Source organism: Flavobacterium sp. GNP002, assembly GCF_054343795.1.
In genome coordinates this window covers 1,465,456-1,488,020 of the sequence record NZ_JBTGUW010000001.1, presented here as the reverse complement: position 1 = coordinate 1,488,020, position 22,565 = coordinate 1,465,456, and the positions used below count along the sequence as shown (strand labels likewise).

17 protein-coding genes are annotated in these 22,565 nt (G+C 34.0%); 15 read left to right on the top strand and 2 right to left on the bottom strand.

The features are described 5' to 3' along the window. Window positions 1-2: 2 nt before the first annotated feature. Entirely contained in the window at window positions 3-2,444 is a 2,442-nt protein-coding gene (locus tag ACXX80_RS06485) for a bifunctional UDP-N-acetylmuramoyl-tripeptide:D-alanyl-D-alanine ligase/alanine racemase (protein ID WP_458552517.1), read from the bottom strand. A 469-nt stretch (window positions 2,445-2,913) separates the two neighbouring features. On the opposite strand from ACXX80_RS06485, the gene ACXX80_RS06480 reads away from it, so the two are divergent. Further along, window positions 2,914-3,519, top strand: a complete 606-nt coding sequence (locus ACXX80_RS06480; RefSeq protein ID WP_458552516.1) for a hypothetical protein — start codon at window positions 2,914-2,916, stop codon at window positions 3,517-3,519. On the opposite strand, the gene ACXX80_RS06475 is transcribed toward ACXX80_RS06480, so the two are convergent. Beyond that, window positions 3,514-4,245: a porin family protein gene (locus tag ACXX80_RS06475; RefSeq protein WP_458552514.1), complete on the bottom strand. Its 732-nt coding sequence runs from the start codon at window positions 4,243-4,245 to the stop codon at window positions 3,514-3,516. The two genes, ACXX80_RS06480 and ACXX80_RS06475, sit on opposite strands and share 6 nt — an antisense overlap. 293 nt (window positions 4,246-4,538) lie before the next feature. Between ACXX80_RS06475 and ACXX80_RS06470 the strand changes: the two genes are divergently transcribed. From ACXX80_RS06470 to ACXX80_RS06405, 14 genes are all read left to right on the top strand, one after another. After that, a complete protein-coding gene (locus tag ACXX80_RS06470) occupies window positions 4,539-5,183 on the top strand; it encodes a hypothetical protein (protein ID WP_458552513.1) in 645 nt (214 codons plus the stop codon). Window positions 5,184-5,458: 275 nt separating this feature from the next. Continuing rightward, a complete protein-coding gene (locus tag ACXX80_RS06465; RefSeq protein WP_458552512.1) occupies window positions 5,459-6,103 on the top strand; it encodes a hypothetical protein in 645 nt (214 codons plus the stop codon). A 312-nt stretch (window positions 6,104-6,415) separates the two neighbouring features. Further along, window positions 6,416-7,198 (top strand): hypothetical protein, encoded by a 783-nt coding sequence (locus ACXX80_RS06460; RefSeq protein ID WP_458552510.1) that lies wholly within the window; start codon window positions 6,416-6,418, stop codon window positions 7,196-7,198. A 38-nt stretch (window positions 7,199-7,236) separates the two neighbouring features. Continuing rightward, window positions 7,237-11,379, top strand: coding sequence for a hypothetical protein (locus ACXX80_RS06455; protein WP_458552508.1), 4,143 nt, complete (start codon window positions 7,237-7,239; stop codon window positions 11,377-11,379). A gap of 2 nt (window positions 11,380-11,381) precedes the next feature. Beyond that, window positions 11,382-11,969: a hypothetical protein gene (locus tag ACXX80_RS06450; protein WP_458552506.1), complete on the top strand. Its 588-nt coding sequence runs from the start codon at window positions 11,382-11,384 to the stop codon at window positions 11,967-11,969. A 7-nt stretch (window positions 11,970-11,976) separates the two neighbouring features. Further along, window positions 11,977-12,564: a hypothetical protein gene (locus ACXX80_RS06445; protein WP_458552504.1), complete on the top strand. Its 588-nt coding sequence runs from the start codon at window positions 11,977-11,979 to the stop codon at window positions 12,562-12,564. Window positions 12,565-12,797: 233 nt separating this feature from the next. Then, window positions 12,798-13,697 (top strand): phosphogluconate dehydrogenase (NAD(+)-dependent, decarboxylating), encoded by a 900-nt coding sequence (gnd, locus tag ACXX80_RS06440; RefSeq protein WP_458552503.1) that lies wholly within the window; start codon window positions 12,798-12,800, stop codon window positions 13,695-13,697. 56 nt (window positions 13,698-13,753) lie between these two features. Further along, the gene (locus ACXX80_RS06435; RefSeq protein WP_458552501.1) at window positions 13,754-15,073 is read left to right on the top strand and encodes a gluconate:H+ symporter; all 1,320 of its coding nucleotides are present in this window, start codon (window positions 13,754-13,756) and stop codon (window positions 15,071-15,073) included. A gap of 19 nt (window positions 15,074-15,092) precedes the next feature. Beyond that, on the top strand, window positions 15,093-16,511 hold the full coding sequence (locus ACXX80_RS06430; RefSeq protein WP_458552499.1) for a gluconokinase: 1,419 nt from the start codon (window positions 15,093-15,095) through the stop codon (window positions 16,509-16,511). Window positions 16,512-16,804: 293 nt separating this feature from the next. Next, window positions 16,805-18,091: a site-specific integrase gene (locus tag ACXX80_RS06425; RefSeq protein WP_458552497.1), complete on the top strand. Its 1,287-nt coding sequence runs from the start codon at window positions 16,805-16,807 to the stop codon at window positions 18,089-18,091. 2 nt (window positions 18,092-18,093) lie between these two features. Continuing rightward, on the top strand, window positions 18,094-19,080 hold the full coding sequence (locus ACXX80_RS06420; RefSeq protein ID WP_458552496.1) for a hypothetical protein: 987 nt from the start codon (window positions 18,094-18,096) through the stop codon (window positions 19,078-19,080). 239 nt (window positions 19,081-19,319) lie between these two features. Further along, entirely contained in the window at window positions 19,320-19,634 is a 315-nt protein-coding gene (locus tag ACXX80_RS06415; protein WP_458552495.1) for a DUF3853 family protein, read from the top strand. Window positions 19,635-19,728: 94 nt separating this feature from the next. Continuing rightward, a complete protein-coding gene (locus ACXX80_RS06410) occupies window positions 19,729-20,922 on the top strand; it encodes a VapE domain-containing protein (protein WP_458552494.1) in 1,194 nt (397 codons plus the stop codon). 683 nt (window positions 20,923-21,605) lie between these two features. Then, on the top strand, window positions 21,606-22,391 hold the full coding sequence (locus tag ACXX80_RS06405; RefSeq protein ID WP_458552492.1) for a plasmid recombination protein: 786 nt from the start codon (window positions 21,606-21,608) through the stop codon (window positions 22,389-22,391). The last annotated feature ends 174 nt before the right edge of the window (window positions 22,392-22,565 follow it).

Here is a 22,565-nt window from a genome sequence, read left to right as displayed (position 1 = left end):
GTTTATCGATAAAAAACACGTTTTACCCGCTGAGAAACACTGGTAAGAATTTCGTAGGGAATAGTATTTAATTTTTCAGCGATAAAAGATACTGTTGGGCATTCGCCAAAAACAATCACCTGATCTCCTTCTGAACATTCTATCTCCGTAACATCAACCATAAGCATATCCATACAGATACTGCCAACGATATAGGCCTTGGTATTTTTTACCATCACAAATCCCAATCCATTTCCCCAACCTCTAGAAATTCCATCGGCATACCCAATAGGAATTGTGGCTATTTTTGTGTGCTTCACCGCAATGAATCGTCTGCCATAACCTACACTTTCACCGGCATTAATACTTCTGATTTGTGAAATCACTGATTTCAGAGTCCCCACATTTTCCAACTGTTTTTGTTCTTCGGCATCATTTGAAACGCCGTAAAGACCAATACCCAAACGCGCCATGTCGTATTGTGAATCCGGATAATTACTAATTCCGCTCGTATTTAAAATATGTCGTAACGGCTCAATTTGCAATTCTGACATCAGTTTAGACGATAACTTTTCGAATAAAGCAATTTGCGCATTTGCAAAATCCTTGAATTCCAAATCATCACTTGTGGCCATGTGCGACAAAATACTTTTTACTTTAACGGTTTGATTTCCTTTTAAAGTAGCAATCAAATCATCAATCGTATTGTCCTCAAAACCTAAACGGTGCATTCCTGTATCAAGTTTGATATGTATCGGAAATTGGTTTAATTTTTTTTGTTCGGCAATTTTAAGGAACGCATGAAGTCCTTTTAAACTATAAATTTCAGGTTCTAACTGGTGTTGAATAATCGCCGGAAAACTAGTCGTTTCAGGATTTAAAACCATAATAGGCAAATGAATTCCTGCGCTTTTCAGCGAAATTCCCTCATCGGCGAAAGCCACTCCCAGATAATCTACTTTATGATGTTCCAGTAATTTAGCGATTTCAAAACCGCCATTTCCATATCCAAAAGCCTTCACCATCACCATAATCTTGACATTCGGTTTCAACTTTGATTTAAAGAAGTTCAGGTTGTAACTAATCGCATTTAGGTTGATTTCCAGAACAGTTTCATGTGTTTTTTCCTCTAATAAAGAGACAATTTCTTCAAATTGAAACGTTCTTGCTCCTTTGATTAAAATGGTTTCATTAGCAAAATTCAAATCATCAAATTTTGATATAAACTCAGCTGTATTTCTATAAGTTATGCAATTGGCAAACTTCTTTTCGAATGCCGAAATGGTTTCTCCAATACCGATTACACGATCTATTTTATTCGAAACAATCAACTGGGAAACTTTAGTATACAACTCGTCATTAGACAAACCGCTTTGAAAAATATCCGAAAGAATCACCGTTTTCTTCTTGTATTGCTTTTGACTTTCGAGAAAATCCAATGCAATTTTCAACGACTGAAAATCAGAACTGTAACTGTCGTCAATAATACTGCAGTTGTTGATTCCGTTCTTGACTTTCAACCGCATCTCAACTGGATATAGTAATTCCATTCGGTTTTGAATAGTTTTTTCATCGTATTTAAAATACAACAAAACCATCAAACAAGTGATAGCGTTTTCTACCGATGCCTCGTCTTGAAACGGAATTTTTATGTCGAAATGGTTGGTGCCGAATTCAATATTCAAAACTGTATTTTCTAAAACACTTTTTTTGGAAACAAAAACAGATGCACTTTTATCATTGAAACTCCATGAAAACAGTTTGGTTTTCGGGTCGACAACAATATCAATACTTTTATTTTTATGATAAATTAAAACCTCAGCGTGCTTAAAGAGTTTTAATTTTTCGGTTATTTTTTCTTCTGTACTTAAAAAACCTTCATCGTGTGCAGTTCCAATATTTGTAAGGATTCCAATGGTTGGTTTGACAATCTCCTGTAATTTATCCATTTCAGAACGAGTGGAAATACCCGCTTCAAAAATACCTAAATTGTGTTTTTCATTAATCGCAATCACAGAAAGCGGAACACCAATTTGGGAATTATAACTCTTTGGACTTCGGATCACGTTATAATCAGGACTCAATAAAAAATTAAGCCATTCCTTGACAATCGTTTTACCGTTGCTTCCTGTCAGTCCAATAATAGGAAAATCAAAAAGACTGCGATAGTTTGCCGCAAATTGCTGTAAAGCAATCAGGGTGTTTTCAACAACAAAGAAATTAGCTTTTCCCTCACATTCTTCCGGAATATGAGTAACTACAAAATTTTGAACGCCTGTTGCAATTAAATCCTTGATGTATCGATGTGCATCATTATTGGCTCCGACCAATGCAAAAAACAAGGTCTGTGATCCGTTTTGCAAAGAACGACTGTCAATAGAAATGGCATCTATTGCCAAACTAGTGTTGTTACCAATAAATTTAGCAGGGATATTTTGAATACTTTTTAGGATTTTCTGGCTCATGGAATTAGAAAGAGATTGAAGTAGATTTCTGGTTTAGAAATTATTCTTTTAATAGTTCGCTATTTGTAAAACTTCCTCAAAAATAACACTTCTTTTCAAAACGATGACTTAGATATACTATAATTATAACCCGTTGGGTGTAATTCAATTTGTTTAATTTTTTAACCACATAGAAACATAGATATTTAAATTTTGGAGGGTGTTTCACTTTTTTAGAGAAACCCATAGCTATGTGAACCCAAGACCCGAACGATAGCGAACAGGCGAAGCAATTGGGCTATCCGACTCTTTTTTCTATGTTTCTATGTGGTTCAATTTTTTTATTTAAGACTAATTGAAATTTTTATTAATTACACCCAACGGGTTAATTATACCCAATTCCGTTTATTTAAGAAAAAGAAACAATAGCATTAGCTTTACTAATTTTAGCAGATTACTTATATTTGTTTTTAGATAAAAATCAGACGTTTTGAAAAAAATCCTTCCATTGTTTTCCTATGTTTTCCATCCGATATTCATACCGGCAATGGCCACGATGTTTTACCTTTCCTTTAACGACGCTGAGTTTGTAAATCAAGAAAAACTATTTGTTTTTTTTCAGGTTCTGGTTGTAACTGTAATTTTACCTTCTTTGGCATTTTTACTATTACGTACAGCAGGAAACATAGATTCCATTATGCTTGCCGAAGTATCACAACGTAAAATTCCATTAATACTTCACTGTTTTTTACTTATTTTATTGGTAAAAAAAAGTATTACAATAGACCGATATCCTGAGTTGCATTTTTTTCTTCTGGGTGCGCTTTTGAGTACTATATTAGCGCTTATTCTTTTGTTTGTCAATGTAAAAGCGAGCCTTCACATGATAGCAATCAGTTCCTTGACGTTATTTATAATTGGATTAAGCTTACACCTTCAACTTCAAAACACATTTACAATTGCTGTATTGATTCTACTCAATGGTTTTGTAGCTTCTTCACGATTAGAAATGAATGCACACACCAATAAAGAATTGGTTATAGGTTTTATCCTGGGAGCAGTGCCTCAGCTGCTTTTATTAGTGCTGTGGTTATAAAATGTAGAATATAATTCCCATATTCAATGACTTCATAGCTACAGATTCGTCATTTACTTTTGCAGATTTAAAGAGCGAATTCAAACCATAATACGCATATAAATTAATCGTATTATAACCTGATGAAATGTAAGCACCGTACTGAAATTTATTAAAATCTTGATTTCCTGTCACTATCACTTTCCCATCAGCACTATTAAAAATAGATCTGTCATAAAGCAAATAACTCAGCTTAAATCCTCCATAAATCCTCCAAAATTTATGACTTTCATAAGTAGAAGTTCTCCATCTGAACTCAAGAGGAACATCAACTGAAAGCATAGAGAACTTGTTTTTATCATATGCAATATCCGAATCAATAATAGTATATACCGGCGTTCCCGCAGGTGAAGAAATGGCTAGATTCTGATTGTAATTATTATATGAAAAACCAATACCAGAAGCAATGGCTACCGTTCTTTTTTTATTAATAGGCATATCTCTCAGAAAACCTGCCGATAGCCCTGAAGAAAATTTACTTTGTGACACTCCGGATGGCTTATTCATCAAAGTATTATATGTTATTGCAAAATAAAACTGATCCTCTCTATACAAGGAATCAACTTTTACAATTACAGTATCTTGAGTTGTTGTATTTTCTTGGGAAAAAACAGCAGTAAAAGGAAGTAGTAGAAAGCAATTTATTAATAACCACGCAGATTTGTTCTTGACAGATATCATTTTCATATTCCCTTTTTATATAGTATTGACGAGTGCTATTCTCTATAGCCATACAAAGATAGGATTTTGACACATTTATTTGTTGAATTTTCTCGAATACAGTAACAGCGTCGAGAAAAGAGAAACGTAAAACTAATAACTAGGACGTAACCCAACACCTTTTTGAAAACCTATTTTCTCATGAACTGATAAAATCTTTTATTCGTCTATACTTCAATGCCGTCCAACGAAAAACCAGATCTAAGACCGAACATAGATTGTAGTTTTACATCATATTAATAATTAAAAAACCCAAAATTATGAAAAAAGTTAACCTACTACTCGTAACCGTTGTCGCATTATTTGCTAGCAACGCAAATGCTCAAGACAACAGTGATGTAAACATTGCTTCACATGTATTAAATGTGAATGTACCAGAAGTTGCACTGATAGACATTTATGACAGCAATACCGGAACAGAAGCCGCAACCGTTGTATTCAACATGGCAAATGCTACACAAACTGGGGTCAACCGTGAAGCTGGTCTTTATGCGTTTTCAGCCTTGAGTTACACAAATTTATACTTGAATTACACTAGTGTTGTAGCTACAGCAGCAAATGGTAGCGGATACGACTTAACCCGTCAGATCAATGTTCAGTTAGAAGCAGGTAGTACATTTCCAGCGAGTTTAGATTTAAGAATCACACCAGTAGCACCATCACTTATAGCTAATGGAGGTACAACAGATTCTGCTGGAACAGTAACTGCTGCAGGAGTAGCTCTAGGAGTGACTAATGCAATTGGTGTTGATGCATTATTAGTAACAAGTATTGAAAGTGTATACACTGGCGATTTAGCTAGAGGTGTGAAATTAACGTACACACTAGAACAAAATGGAAACTTCGCAATGTACCGTGCTGGAGATTACAATGCAACTATCAAATATACTTTGACAGATATTTAATCAACTACAACTCTTTTTATCATCTACATCGAAAGGTTCTTTACACAATGTATAGAACCTTTCTATTTTTAGGAATCGACAGGTAAACTTAGCAATCATAGAAAATTAAGAAATAATTTCAATTTTTCCCTTTGAAACAAGTGCGCAAAATTTACGACAAGACTTTAAAAGCTTTTATTCGCCTATACTTCAATGCAGTCTAACGAAAAACCAGATCTACGACCGAACTTAGATTGTAGTTTTACTACATATTAATTAATAAAAAACCCCAAATTATGAAAAAAGTTAACCTACTACTCGTAACCGTTGCCGCATTATTTGCTAGCAATGCAAATGCTCAAGACAACAGTGATGTAAACATTGCATCACACGTATTAAATGTGAATGTACCAGAAGTGGCACTGATAGACATTTATGACAGCAATACCGGAACAGAAGCTGCAACCGTTGTATTCAACATGGCAAATGCTACACAAAATGGTATCAACGCTGAAGCTGGTTTGTATGCGTTTTCAGCCTTGAGTTACACAAATTTATACTTGAATTATACTAGTGTTGTAGCTACTGCAGTAAATGGTAGCGGATACGACTTAACCCGTCAGATCAATGTTCAGTTAGAAGCAGGCAGTACATTTCCAGCAAGTTTAGATTTAAGAATCACACCTGTAGCTCCGTCAATTATTGCTAATGGAGGTACAACAGATTCTGCTGGAACAGTAACTGCTGCAGGAGTACGTTTAGGAGTAACCAACGCAATTGGTACAGATGCACTATTAGTAACCAGTATTGAAAGTGTATACACTGGCGATTTAGCTAGAGGTGTAAAATTAACCTACACGCTAGAACAAAATGGAAACTTCGCATTATACCGTGCCGGAGATTACAATGCAACTCTTAGATATACTTTGACAGATATTTAATGTATTCCAAATCTTTTTAATACCTACAAGAAAAGGTTCTTTACACTATGTATAGAACCTTTCTCTTTTAGGATTGATTCCAAAAACACGCTTAACAGCAACACAGCAGTCTAATTTGTATGACATCGTCAATCAAAAATATACCCCATCAATATCATGCTGATTTATTGAAATAGCTTAAAGACAAATTAATACCATTTAACTACAGTAACTAGCGAGCTATCGAAAACTACTATCAATTTCTCAACTTACACGTTAACTTTGATAGTGACTAAAAGCCCCTGTTTTATAATTATACTAAAGAAGCTAAAAATGAAAAAAACATACATAATTATCGCGTTATTTTTATTCGTGAATTTAACCTACTCTAGTGTTATTGTAACAAACGGATTAACACATATTTATTCTGGAATGTCTGGAACTCAAATCCAGGGAGAAATTATATTATTAAATAATTCAGATGAACCGCAAACAGTCTCCTTTAGTTTACACGAAGCTATCTTTTCTTGCACAGGAGATCGAACTTTTTCAACTACACAATCCCACTTAAAATCGTCTTTAAAATGGTTTGATGGTAGTTTGATGGACAAAGTACTAAATCCAAGAGAACAATATACTTATAAGTTTATAATCAACATCCCACAAGACCAAGCACTAAGAGGCACCTTTTGGAACATGTTAATGGTAGACATAGAAAAGCCTATTAAAAAAGAAAAACTTGCTCAAAACATAGGTCTGAATACAAAAATGAGATATGCTATTGCATTAATAACAAACGTAAATAGCCTTGATGAAGTAAGTTTAGATTTCCAAAAAGTTGACATTGACAAAACTACAGGAAACAAAAACTTAACGATAAAAATTGCTAATCAACATTCATTTATTGAAGGCGTGAAATTGTCTTTAGAAATTTATGATTCTGAAGGGAAAAATATCTTTAAAAAAACAACAATCAGAGGTCTAGTTTTCCCTGGTTTTTGCAAAGATTACATCATCGACATTTCCGATTTACCTACAGGAAATTACGAATGCCTTTTAGTTGCTGACTCAAGAGAAAAATTTGTAGGGACTAACATTAGCCTTGCTATTGACTAAGGAATAAAGTCACTTTCTATTCATCAAAACTCCTTCCTATGAAAACTGTATATAACTTCATCTATCTTTTGCTGCCCCTCTATGTAGGATGTGGAATGGGAGTTCAATCTGAAGATTTGGATACAGTAAATATAAGTAGTACAACATCTTCAAATACATCTGCTTTGTACGAGGAAAATGACTCATTGAATTACTATAAGAAAAAAGCAAGTGAGACATCAAATGCAAAACCAACATCAATAATCACAGAAAAACAACCTAATGCTGTTACTTCTAAACAAAACGGTGTAAAATCCTTTACCAAAGAGGAAATGCAAATAATGCAACGTACTTTCTCGAAAGATAAATCTCAAGTAATCTCTGATGTAAATGAAACTGCTCCTGTGACAGTGGCAAAAACGAATACTAATGCGCCTGAAGTTACGACTGTAAAAGAATTAAAGTCTAGACAAAATAACAATACAACAGCAATAAACTCGACTAAAAATACCACTGCAGATAACAAAAAACAAAACGATGTAAAATCCTTTACCAAAGAGGAAATGCAAATAATGCAACGTACTTTCTCGAAAGATAAATCTCAAGCAAGCTCTGATTCTAATGAAATTGATCCAGTGGCAGTAGCAAAAACGAATAGTAACGCTCCTGGAGTTACGGCTGTAAAGGAATTAAGATCTAAACAAAACAACAATACAACGGCAATAAACTCGACTAAAAATACTACAGCAGAAAACAAAAAACAAAACGATGTAAAATCCTTTACCAACGAGGAAATGCAAGTAATGCAACGTACTTTCTCAAAAGATAAATCTCAAGCAAGTGCTGTCCTAAATGAAACAGCTCCAATGGCAGCATCAAAAACGAACACCAATACTACTGGAGTTACGACTGTAAAGGAATTAAAGTCTAAACAAAATAACAATACAACAGCAGTAAATACGACTAAAAATACTACAGCAGATAACAAAAAACAAACCGATGTAAAATCCTTTACCAAAGAGGAGATGCAACGTACTATTGCAAAAGACAAAACCCAGGCAAGTGCTGTTCTAAATGAAACAGCTACTGCGGCAGTGGCAAAAACGAATATTAAGGCTACTGCTGTTGCAGCAGTAAAAGAGCCACAGTCAAAACAAAACGACAAAAAATTAGCAATAAATAGCGTAGCAAATACGGCTACAAGTTCATCAGCAAGAGTACCAGCAAAAGAGGCTAATGCAAAACTTGCTGCTACAAACGCATCGAAATCAAATGTATCAAAACAAAACACTATAAAAGACAACAGTAACACGAGTGAAAAATCAACCGCAAAACGAAACACTAAAAATACAATAGCTCCAGAAAAAGGAAACACTAATAACCCTAAAACCGCAGACAAACAAAAAGTTGTACCTACTACTAATTCTAAGAACGATTTAGCTAAAGTAACTCCAGAAACCAATAAAAAAAGTGGGACCTCAACCGAAAACATCAAAATTTCTAACGCCTCAATTGTTGAAACAAAAGAAAAAAGACAAAGTGCTACGGGAATCGAGCAAATTAAAATTCGTGTCTTAAACCTTAAAGAAAGTTATCCAACAAATAAAAGCCATACTTTAATTATTGAAATTGAAAACGGTGAAAACAGCACATCTAATTTAAAACTTACTGCAGAATTACCTCGCAATTGGAACTTGATTTCTATAAGTGATTTGGGAGTCTTGGAAGCGAACCAAAAAAAAATGGTGTTAATTAGTTTCAATATACCGGTAGACAATCCATCCGGAAACATCGCTGCGACCTTTACTGTTAAAAATTTAAATGGAAATAAAATTGGCTCAAAAGAAGTTGTTTTCAACATTGAACCAAACTTAGAACTAGAAGTTTACAACTTATACACATCAAACAACGTACAAGCAGGGGAAATTATAGAGGCAAAATATGAAATAAAAAACAAAGGAAATGTGGAACAAGAAATCTCATTATCCAGCACAAACACTATTAAAGGAGGAAAATTGATTAAACTAGGCCCAAATATGACGGCAACAGTTGAAATAACGCAAAAAACTGACGCAAAATACTATGATTTTACTACTATCGGAACCTCTTTAAGTGCAATGAGTATTACCTCTGGTAAGTCTTACAAAGCATACGGCAGCACAAAAGTGTTCCCCACAAAACTTAAACAATCAGATCCGTTTTTTAGATATCCAGTACGCTTTAGTGTGAACTATAACAGTAATACATTTCAAGATGAACATTATTCAACAATTTCAGGGGAATTTATAGGCGATGGATTCTTAGATTTAGATAGAAAAAATCACTTAAATTTGATCATAAGAGCACCTCAACAAAAAAATCTTAAAAATTTCGGTATTACAGATCAATACAGTTTAATCTATAAATACAATAATAGTACGACCGTATATCTTGGGGATCACGCCTACTATATCAATCGATTAGGTTTTGACAGCCGCTTTGGGATGGGTTTTAGAGTTGATCAAAATGTAAACAATTGGACACTATCTGCTTTCTTTTCTAAGCCAAGATTGTACAGCTTTAATTCAGAAGCACTATTTGGTTTTAAATCTGTTTATCGTTTTAACAAGAACGCCTTTTTAGGATTTGCAGTAGAAAGCTCTAAAGGAACTGTAATGGGAGCCAACAAAAACATAGAAGCTAACCCTGATGAAAAAGGTCAAATTGGCACTGCTAATTTTGAACTTCGGGCTAAAAACACTTTCATCAACGCAGAGTCTTCGCTAAGCGTGACAAATCAAAATGTTGATCATGCTCATTTTTTCAACCTAGTCCAAAAGATGATCGGTTTGACTTATAGTGGCAGTTTTACCTTTTCAGGTAAAAATTACTTTGGAATTATTAGAAACAGTATTGAATATACCAATAGCTTGTTCTATAAATTTAGAAAATTCGATTTTGTTGTTGGACAAACCGTATCTAAAGTAAATAAACGCTTAGACCCTTTATTTTTTGCTGCTGAGCCCTATTTTGAAAACTATTACGGAAGAATAGGATACCGTTTTGGGCCTAAAAGTTATATTGATATTCGCTTAGATAGAAGAATAAGAGAAGACCAACTTGAGCCTAAAAGTTATTTTTATAGAGAATCTGGAATCGATTACAGATATATTTTCTCTGGTAGGACTTTTGCTTTTGGCTTTACTGGAAGAATTGCCGAAACACAAAATTTATTAAGTAACGATTTGCAATACAGAAAAACATATTCACATAATCTAGATGCCTCGTATAGGTTCTCAGATCATTTTTCACTTAGAAGCGGTATTAATCACAATTACAGCAATCGATATAATGATATGAATGTAAATGAAAACTTCTATACCTATAGTGTTGGTATTGACTATAATTTCAACAAAAACTTTAGATTCAATTCCACATACAATAGTGGTTTTAGTCCAGAAGACACCTATTTAAGACGTGATTTCATAAATGCAATGTTAATGGTAACTGTAGCTAAAAATCATTTATTTGAAATCCGAGCTAATTATTTTGAAAATCCTGGTGTAACCAATAAAAAGGAACTGCTAGCCTTTGGAACCTATATGTATTCCTTTGGAGTACCTTTAAAAAGAATATTAGAACAAGGTGGTGTCAACGGCTTAATTCAAGTAAATGATAAAAGTATAGACGTAAAAGGAATAAAAATTATAGCGGCTGGAAAAAGCATTGTTACCAATGAAAAAGGTGTTTTTGAATTCAATAACCTACCCCTTGGAAACAACTATATCTTGATGGATGAATCCACACTGCCTTTTGGAATAATTACCGCTACAAAAACCCCATTTCAGGTTCTTGTAGAAAAAGATAAAAAAGCAGAATTAAACATTACGATCGTTAGAGCTTCTACCATACTGGGAACTCTTGTTTTTCCAGAATTGACAAGACCAAACGGTGATAATCTAGAAGGGTATCTAAAAATTGAAAATGAAAACTTCACGTACAATGTAGAGTCTAATGCGCAAGGCGTTTTTAAATTTCAAAATATTGTTCCAGGAACATACAAATTGACACTAACACGTTATAAAGGAAAAGAATTTTTTGAAATTGAGAAAGAGACACAAATTACTGTAAAAGAAGGACAAAAAATCACTATCAATGTACCAGTAAAAGGCAAAGAACGCAAAGTACAATTTAAAAGTAAAAACTTTACAATAGGAGGGTAATTATGAAAAACACAGACTATATACTAGCGGCTCTTTTTACCTTATGCTTCTTCGTTTGCGGGGCACAGGAAATATTGAATGTTACAATTAGTAGTAATTTCATTTTTGGAGGAGGACAACGCTCTAACTTTGCAACTTTGAGTCTTCAACCCATTGCTATTGTTGATGCAGAGCCAGACCCTAGCAACACTATTAGCTTTGGTCTTAGCAGTAGTACCTTAGAAGCAGGTTTACCTGCAACTGGTGTTGGCGGAATTGCAACAAATGATAACATTTGGTTGAATTATACCTATCGAGCATCAAATTTAGCTAATGCTAAAATTTATGTTCGCACAAACCAAATAGTTCCTGCTGGCATTGTGATAAAAATTAAAGTTATAGCTGCAACAAATATCGGGGGCTCATATATCGCTAATCAAAACAACAGCCCAATTACCTTGAGTACCGCTGAACAAGTCTTGATAAACAGTTTCGCAGGCGGCTACACTGGGAATGGATTAGGCACTGGTTATAATCTTCGTATTACTGTAGAGAATCAAAGTGGATTATCATTACCCAATGGATTTGAAATTATTTATGAAATTAAATAGAACCAAAATGAAAAATTTATTTATCATAACAGTATCTTTCTTGCTATCGTTTAGCTATTCACAAGCCCAAATTTTCGCAGGAACTTTGAATGTTACAGGAATGCCAAGTTTTACGCAGTCTGTTAATGCAGTTGTAGTAGAGGCCGGTGTTGATGACGCAACAGTAGGATTCGAGAGTAATTTTGACGCGACTAAAATTGGTTTTGTACTAGATCCAATATTATTACTCTCGTCGTCTCTTCTCTGTGAACAAAATGTATATCGATATAGAGTCTACATCAATTCAGTTAATGCACCAGCAAACATAATTCTTGAAGCAAAAACAACTGTAAACAGCGGACTACGTTTCCCAACAGTGAGTATTTATGATACTTTATTAATCAAACCTTTAGGTCAAAGAAACCTAATGCCATCTAATGGTGGCAATTACATTGTAGTTCCCAACAACGCTACCCAAGCTGTAAAAATTATGGAATTCATAGGCTGTAGAAAAGATATACCGATTCAATTCAGGATAAAACCTAGCTCCTTATGCCCGGCAGGTATCTATAATATCGAAATTAACTATACCGTGACCGCAAGTTTGACCTTGTAAATAGCAGCAAAAACTCAGAAAAATAGGCCTATTTTTTGGGTTTAAATATCGTATTGACTCTTCAAAACACAATCTTTAAAATGCATTAAAACTAATTAACATATTGACTATAACTAGTGTAATATTTTTCGAATAAATTGCTTGTTAAAAAATTAAAACCAATATTTTTACTGTAAAAATTTTTTAGCGCTTACTTAAAAGCATTTTCAAATTACACTTAAAACGAAACAGTCATGCAAATTGGAATTATAGGATTAGGAAAAATGGGCTTCAACCTTGCCTTAAATCTACAGCGAAACGGTTACGAAGTAATAGCCCAAGATGTCAATACTGACTTTGTTTCAAAAATTGGTCAGGAAGGAATCACAACCGCGCATTCCGTGAAAGAATTATGTCAAAAACTGAACGACCGAAAAGTGATTTGGCTAATGGTTCCTGCAGGTGAAATTGTAGACGGAGTGATCACTTCTTTACTTCCTTTTTTAGAAAAAAACGACATTATCATTGACGGAGGAAACTCTAACTATAAAGATTCCAAACGCCGTTATTCACAACTCAAGGAACTCGGCATTGACTTTTTAGACTGCGGAACTTCAGGTGGAACATCGGGAGCTTTACATGGCGCTTGTACGATGATAGGCGGAGAACCAGCCGTATTTCAATATGTCGCGCAAGTTTTCAAAGATATTTCTGTCGAAAACGGACATCTTTATACTGGTGCAGCCGGAAGCGGACATTTCACGAAAATGGTTCACAACGGAATCGAATACGGAATGATGCAATCTATTGCTGAAGGTTTCGAAGTTTTTGAACATTCTGAATTTGACATTGATTTCGAAAAAACAGCAAAACTGTTCAATCACGGTTCCGTGGTGCGCAGTTGGCTAATGGAACTCACTGAAAATGCCTTCTCAAAAGACCCAAAACTAGACAGCATCAAAGGAATTATGCACTCATCTGGCGAAGGGAAATGGACGCTGGAAACCGCTTTAGATTTGGGCGTTCCTACTCCGGTTATTGCATTGTCAATAATGATGCGTTACCGTTCCCAAATGCAAGATACTTTCTCCGGAAAAGTGGTAGCAGCACTTCGCAATGAATTTGGCGGTCACGCTGTCGAAAAAAACGAATAACTGATTACACAACAAACCCATTCGAAGATAATTTTTAATTTTTCAAATTCAAGTACATGTCAATATTGATCTTAATTGCAAGTATCCTTTTATTACTTGTCTTGATATCCGCAGTAAAACTCAATGCGTTCCTCTCGTTGATTATCGCTTCCTTTTTTGTGGGAATTGCCAAAGGCATGCTCTTTCCTGACATTCTAAATTCCCTCCAACAAGGAATTGGAAGCACACTCGGTTCTTTGATTTTGATTATTGCGCTTGGAGTTATACTGGGAAATATACTTTCAGATAGTGGTGCGGCACAACGAATAAGTTCGGTGATGATTCGGTCTTTTGGCGTTAAGCACATAAAATGGGCGATGTTGCTTACGGGTTTTGCAGTAGGAATTTCGATGTTTTACAATGCCGGATTTGTGATTTTGATTCCTATGGTTTTCGCTGTCGCAAAAAGCACGAAGCAACCCATAATTTATCTTGGAATTGCTATGGCATCTGCACTTTCGGTGACACATGGTTTTTTGCCCCCTCATCCGGGACCTACAGCCATTGCAGTAATTTTCAAGGCTGACATTGGCAAAACGCTGTTGTTCGGATTGATAATTGCCATTCCTACTTTATTGATTGCGGGAATTGTGTTCCCGGAATTCATTAAGAAAATTGTCGCTAATCCACCCAAAGGATTATTCGAAAGTAAAACATTCGCTGAAAACGAAATGCCTTCTTTCGGAATCAGTTTTCTGACGGCTTTGATTCCTGTTATCTTAATGGCGATGGCAACCATAAGCGAATTAACCTTGCCGGAAACATCTTCTTTGCGTCATACACTAGGATTTATTGAAAGTCCAACCACGTCAATGCTTCTCGCGGTATTATTTGCCATTGTTTTTTTAGGGATTAATCGCGGCAGAAAAATGCAGGACGTAATGGATAAATCCAGTTCAGCACTGAGTTCCGCCACGATGATTATTATGATTATTGCGGCAGGAGGAGCTTTCAAACAAGTATTGATTGACAGTGGCATTGGTACTGATTTAGCTGTTTTTTTCGAAACATCGACACTTTCTCCATTAGTATTGGGCTGGCTTGTAGCAACAATTATCAGGATAGCTTTAGGCTCAGCAACTGTTGCGGGATTAACTGCGGCAGGGATTGTACAGCCTTTAGTAGTAAGCTCAGGAATAAGTCCAGAATTGATGGTATTATCAATTGGAGCCGGAAGTTTAATGTGTTCTCATGTGAATGACACGGGATTCTGGATGTTTAAAGAGTATTTCGGAATCAGTATATCGGATACGTTTAAAACATGGACCGTTATGGAAACTATCATTGGAATAATGGGATTGATTGGTGTATTATTACTGAATTTACTAGTGGGATAACCCCAATTAAACTAAAAAAATGGAGCAATTTTACATCGGAATAGACATTGGCACTACAGCAACTAAAGCCGTGTGTTTTGACAGAACCGGGAAAGTGATTCGGGAATGCAGTCAATCCTATTCTATGTATCATCCGAAGCCAGATTGGAGCATTCAAAAACCTAATGAAATTCTAGCGTCAGTTTTAGGATGCATCCAAGAAATCACAAAAGGGATTCAGCCTGAATTCATCAGTTTTAGTTCGGCTATGCAAAGTATAATAGCAATCGACAGCAATGGAAAACCGCTCACCGATGCCTTTATTTGGGCCGATAATAGAGCGCATGCATTAGCCGAAGCATTAAAAAAATCCGAACAAGGAAAAAATTTCTATCAAAAAACAGGAATTCCTATTCATACCTTTTCACCCATGACCAAAATTGCTTGGTTAAAAGAACACGACACAATCACTTTTTCTAAAACGTATAAGTTCATTAGCATCAAAGAATACATTTGGCATCATCTTACCGGCGAATATGTAATTGATTCCTCGATGGCATCCGGAACTGGCTTAATGAACATTCACACACTACAGTGGGATTTAGATATTTTAGATTATTTAAAAATAGATGAATTCCAACTTTCTAAAATTGTTAGTCCAACCCACAAAACCAAAGGACAATCTGATGAATTCTATTATGTTTTGGGTGGTGGTGATGGTGTATTGGCAAATTTAGGAACCGGCGCTATGGAAGCTGGCCGAATGGCGTTATCTATTGGGACCAGTGGCGCGGTACGTTTACCCACTGACAAACCTTTTATTGATCCTGAAATGCGAACGCAATGTTATCATTTGATGGACAATCAGTATTTGAAACTGGGAGCGGTTAATAATGGCGCCATTGTTTTGCAATGGCTAAAAGAATCTATCTTAAAAACAGACGAATCTTTTGAAGAATTATTCAAACAAGCTGAAACAATTACTGCTGGATCCGAAGGCTTGCTTTTTGTCCCTTATTTATTGGGAGAAAGAGCTCCTATTTGGGATGCTTCTGCCCAAGGAACACTTTTAGGAATCCAAATTATCCATACCAAAGCACACTTAATTAGAGCGACACTGGAAGGCATCTTATTTGGGCTATTAAGTATTACCGAAATCTTACTCCCAAATCCAGAAGAAAGACACAAAATCACCATAATGGCGAGTGGCGGTTTTGGAAAAAGTGAATTTTGGCTGCAAATGGTCGCTGATATTTTTCAAATGAAAGTAATCGTTGCTGAAACAATCGAAGCTTCTGCTTGGGGAGCTGTTTTGATTGGTTTTAAAGCTACTGATATTGCCGTTCCATCCGAAAATAAAATAGGAAAAACCTTTTCGCCAAATAGAAATCATAAGGAAATCTACGAACAAAGCTTTGAAAAATTTAAAAAGATTTATTCTTTGTTGAAAGATATTTAAAATAAGAAATTAATGCTCGGCATTTCATGCCTGATTCTTTTTTGTTTTATAGCTTAGACAAACTAAAAAGTTTGCCACGCCATAAAACAAAAAATGCTCCCCTTTCGGAAAGCATTATTTTTTCGCAGAGAGGATGGGATTCGAATGTACGTAATCACCAATAATCACAAAGAGTCAAATTTTATATATATCAGGCACTTATAGGGACTTTAATAAAATAAAATATCATAAAGTATCATTGCATATCAAAATAATTGGGTGTAGATTTGGGTGTAATTTATTTGACCCCAATTATGAATACTATCAAACGAAATATAATTTTCACTTTAGAAAACAGAAAAAAAGATAACATTCTCATAGTTGAAAATGTCCCAATCAGAATGCGCGTTATTTTCGCCAATAACCGTATCGATTTTTCTACTGGCTATCGCATAGATGTTTCGAAATGGGAAAAGGATAGAGAAAGAGTAAAAAACGGATGCACGAATAAACTAAAACAAAGTTCATCTGACATTAACACTGGTCTTTCAGATTACTATTCTTGCATGCAAAATATCTTTAAAAATTTTGAAGCTCAAGGCTTTATTCCTAGTGCGGAACAATTAAAAAAAGAATTTAAAACAGCTATCCAGTCGGAATCTGCGGAAGAATCTACATCCAAAAAAATAGATTTCATAGCGGTAATTGATGAATTCACAACAGAAATGGGCAGGCAAAACAATTGGACTGATGCTACGTTCCAAAAGTTTACTACAATGAAAAAGCATCTCAAATCTTTCAACCCAAACCTTGATTTTGATTTTTTTACAGAAAGCGGCTTAAATGACTATATAATTTATTTACGTGATGATAAAAAAATGCGTAATTCAACTATTGAAAAGCAGTTAAGCTTCTTCAAATGGTTTCTAAGATGGGCTGATAAAAAGGGGTACAACAAAAACAAAGCTTATGAGTTTTTTAGACCTAAACTAAAAAAAGCTCCAAAAACCGTGATTTTTCTAACTGTGGAAGAATTGACAAAACTCACTAATTGTATAATACCAGATAAAAAACAATATCTAGAGCGAGTGCGTGATGTTTTTCTGTTTACTTGCTACTCCGGACTTAGATTCAGTGACGCCTATAATCTCAAAAAAAATAACGTTAAAAAGGACCATCTTGATTTTATAACCAAAAAAACTGGCGATCGTCTTATTGTAGAGTTAAATAAACATAGCGAATCAATTCTCGAAAAGTATAAGCACATAAACTTTGAGGAAAACAAAGTACTACCGGTAATAACAAACCAGAACATGAACGTCTATTTAAAGGAACTCGCTGAACTAGCGGAGATCAACGAACCAGTTAGTGAAACTCATTATAAAGGAAACCAAAGAATTGATATCGTTCGCCCCAAATATGCATTAATTGGAACACATGCCGGCCGTAGGTCATTTGTTTGCAATGCCTTGGCCCTTGGAATCCCAGCACAAGTCGTTATGAAATGGACAGGGCATAGCGACTTTAAGTCTATGAAACCCTACATAGGAATAGCAGATTCCATTAAAGCAGATGCAATGTCAAAATTTAATACTATCTAAATATGAATATAGATTTCAAGCAGATATTAGATAAGTACATCGTTTATTACAATTTAATGCTACACATTCATAAATCCAAAGTACTAACATTTCATAATCAGAAAACGCTAATAGAATTTTACGATAATATCGCAAAAATTAATGACATCTATTCAATAATGATTAACATTAGGAATGAAGAAATTGATCATAAAATACAAATTAAATATCTAGTCAAAATACTAAAAGAATTAATAGCCATTTATACAAACGAAAAATCATTTTTCGACGATTTTAATACTAGAGAAATTTGTAAAATTGAAAGTGAAAAAAGTAGTTTTTCTATTTTAGGAAAAGAAAAAGAACTAAAGAAAATCTCTGACGAACAAGATGCAATCCAAAATATGGTAAGGCATTTAGACAGTTATGATTTTGATGAAAACAAAAGAAATCATCTACTTGATAAATACCAAAACAAAAGACAGGAATATTTAAAAGCATCAGCCGATTATGGTAGAATGGTATCAGAACAGAACGAGTATTATATCAATATCGTGATGCATTATTCCGAAAATATATTTGAAAAAATCAATTATTTAGACAACAAATTTTTAAAGTTTATATCTGAAAACATTTTAATCTTCGATAATAAGATTGAAATATTCTTCGAAAAAAAGACAATTGAAGGAATTTACAACATCACCAATAAAGTAGTTTTTAACGACATTCCATTCAATGATTTCTACAATAATCTAAACTTACTTAACAGTGACCAAAATCTGGTTGTTAAAGAAAGGAACCTATCCTACGCATGTTATTTAATAAAAAAACTTTTTGACAACAACGATTCTCCAAAAAGTTTAATTTGGCGTAATACGATTTTAAAGAATTTAAATTTGACAAAAGCCTTTGAAAAGAAAGCTAATACTTTGGAGCAGAAAAAAAATGATGGCAATAGAGCTGAAGTTTTTATTAATGATTTAAAATTGATATTTCATCCCGTAAATTAAGCTTCAATAAATGCTTTAATGTCATCTTCGAATAAAAAATAGAATCATAAACTATCAAACAACACCAATTCCCTCCATATTACAAAAAATAATTTGTAAATAATTGAATTTGTATCGTTTACAAAAATAAAAAGTTGCAATTCCACCCATTTCCCTCCTTTTCCATTCGTAACATTACACTGTTCGAACACCACAGACCTCTGATCAAGGTTATTGTTTAATGTAACAGTTTAAATATTATGGAAATTCAAGAACTATTAAAAAAACCCCTTTTTCAACTTACTACCGAAGAATTTTTGTTCATTAATAAAAGAGATTCTCAGAGTACAATTACAGCAACCACCGAAAGTACAACCCCTATCAAAACTTATGTATATGGTTTGTCGGGAATAGCAACTCTTTTTGGCTGTAGCATCGCAACAGCAAGTCGTATAAAAAGTAGTGGGAAAATTGAGCCCGCAATAAGCCAAGACGGCAGAATAATAGTTGTAGATGCTGAACTAGCACTTAAGCTAACTAAAGTTTCTAAAAGAAGAAGAACACAAACAAAATAACCAATAAAAAAGCACAGAAGAACTGCGAATTCTCTTGTGCTTACCTTTTGTAACCATCCGTATATTTACAAATATACAATAATTCTTCTATTGTATGAAAAACAAACCTCAAGAAAAACTATATCAATCTGATATAGATTCAAATACGATTTTTGATAGGATCATCAAATACGTAAATTCTAAATATAGAATTCGATTTAACACAATTTCATTGGATTATGAAATTAATATAATTGGACATAGTCACTGGGAATCTTTAAATATAAACTCTTTACTTATCGAATTAACCAGAAACAACATTGACACCAATTATAACAAACTAGAGACATTATTAAAATCAAATCTGATTGAACGATATGACCCAATCAAAGAGTATATGCTAGAGCTACCTATATGGGACAATCAAGTTGATTACATCAAACATTTAGCTTCCTTCGTAACAACAAATGACAATGAAGCCTTTATTTATCATTTAAAGAAGTGGTTTGCAAGAGCTGTCATTTGCGCCTGCGAAAAGGATAAAATAAACAAACATTGCTTGGTCCTTGCTAATGGCGAGCAACATGCTGGAAAGTCAACGTATCTTCAAAAATTTATTCCAAAAAAGCTTTCGAATTATATCGCTGAGGATTTAGGAACAGATAAGGACTCTCGAATTAAAATGTGTAAGAATCTTATTATAAACCTTGAAGAACTGTCCGTTATTGGAAAAACAGAAGTTAATTATTTAAAATCATTAATAAGTAAGGTTTTCATTAACGAACGCTTACCATATGAAAGACGTGCTGAAAACTTGCCGCGTATATGCTCGTTTGTTGGATCTACAAACAAGGCAGAATTTTTGACAGATTCAACAGGATCAGTGCGGTGGATAGTGTTTGATGTCATAGGAAGACTAAATTTTAATTATTCCAAAGAAGTAAACATCGACAATGTATGGTCACAGGCTTATTATTTGGCATATCACGACAAGAACTTTGAACCAGAGTTAACACAGCAAGACGTTATTGATAACGAAAAGCGAAATGTAAAATATACTATTCTTACAACTGAGCAAGAGCTCTTACTTAAATATTTCGATGTAACAGACGATAGTGCCTATTTCCACAATGCCTCCGATATCATACAGAAACTAATGCCATTGGGCTTAAAACTAAGTAGAGAAAATATGGGTAGAGCCTTGACAGGTTACAAATTTACCAAAATCAAAAATCCAAAGAATTCATTATATGGATATCTAGCGAAGCCAAAATTCGATATCAGTCCAAAGGAACTAATGAAAAAATAAATGTGAAAATGTGAGAATGTGAGAATGTGAGAATGTGAGAATGTGAGAATGTGAGAATGTGAGAATGTGAGAATGTGAGAATGTTGAAACTAATTAATTAGTTAATTAATTAAAAAGAAATAAATTAAAAAGAAATAAATTAAAAAGAAACAAATTAAAAAGAAATAAGTTAACCTAAAATGGAAACACTATGAAGAATTACAGAATTGTATTAATCCAACCTACCTACTTACCTACTTACCTAAACCCTCTGTTTATAATGCTTTTGCTAGGTAAGTTTTAAAAAGGCAACCTACCTCACTTACCTAATTAGGTAAGTGAGGTAACTCAAGGTAAGCGGTAAAAAACGTAGAAACTCTTAAATTCATTGGCTTAGGTAAGTAGGTAAGTAAGTTATTCACCAATTTCAAAAAATTAATTGAACTCCCATTTAAAAAACAAAATACAATTGGATTGCTTAAAGGGAAATAAAAATTGCTATCGTATTTTTTTTCCCTTTAAGCTCTTTTTTTTAATAAATACAAACTTGCTTAATACTGTTATCTAAAGAGTAAAAATCAAAAAAAATCTATGCATGTACACAAGACATACCTTGGTAGTTATAGCCCACTATAACTAGAGATGAAAAATCTCTAGTTGTGGTCTCTTCCGAGGGAATCTGCGATGCCTCTAATCTGAACTATATGAATAAATCTTCTGTCCATTTTGAAAATGTAAAACCAACAAGTCAATCTCATAATCTCAGGCTACGAGAGTTCGACTATGTCCGCAAGGATTTGACTCCTATGAATAAATCCTACGGCGATATGAAGCCACATCCTGAAGTAATAAATGATTTAAAAGATATTGTAAAAAATAAAACTGGAAGGACTGCACAAGCCAAAGCCAAATTTTTACTTGAAGGCGTTTTCCTTTTTACTGAAAAACATTCCAATACAGATCTTTTAAACGTTGCAAAAGAATTTAGTAAAAAATTCAAGGTACGTGTAAAAGAATTACATATTCACCGAGATGAAGGCCATTATGAAAAATCAACAAATGAATGGAAACCAAATCTTCATGCTCACATTGTGCTTGAAAATATAAATAGAAACACAGGGAAATCAGTCAAATGGAATAAAGAAGATCTCTCTAATATTCAAGATTTTTTTGCCGAAGCTCTAAATATGCAGCGAGGGATAAAATCTGAGAAAAGACATCTCAATTCATTAGAATACAAAGTACAAAAAGAACATGAAGCACTATTATTACTTCAAAGATCTCATGCAGTAATTAAAAACAAAGAAGCACTATTGCTTCAAAGCAAAATTTTTTCTGACTTTATAATCAAAGAACTTAACCTTGAAATGAAGAGCAAGTACAATGTTTTTGTTGAACAACATCCATTGGGCAAAGAGTTTAAAGAAAAACTGGCTGAACTAAAAACAAAAAAAACAATTAGAACAAACCAAAAACATAAACCTAGTTAAAACCTACTCCCGTTTTGTGTTTGTACCACAAATTCTTTTTTGTTGATAAGATATTATGACATTCAACTCTTAATTTCTTACATTTAGCCTTCAAACGCTATAGTAAAGCATCATTACATATCAGTACCTAAAAAAAATGATAACAGCATTTAAAATACCACGATTTTAAAACTG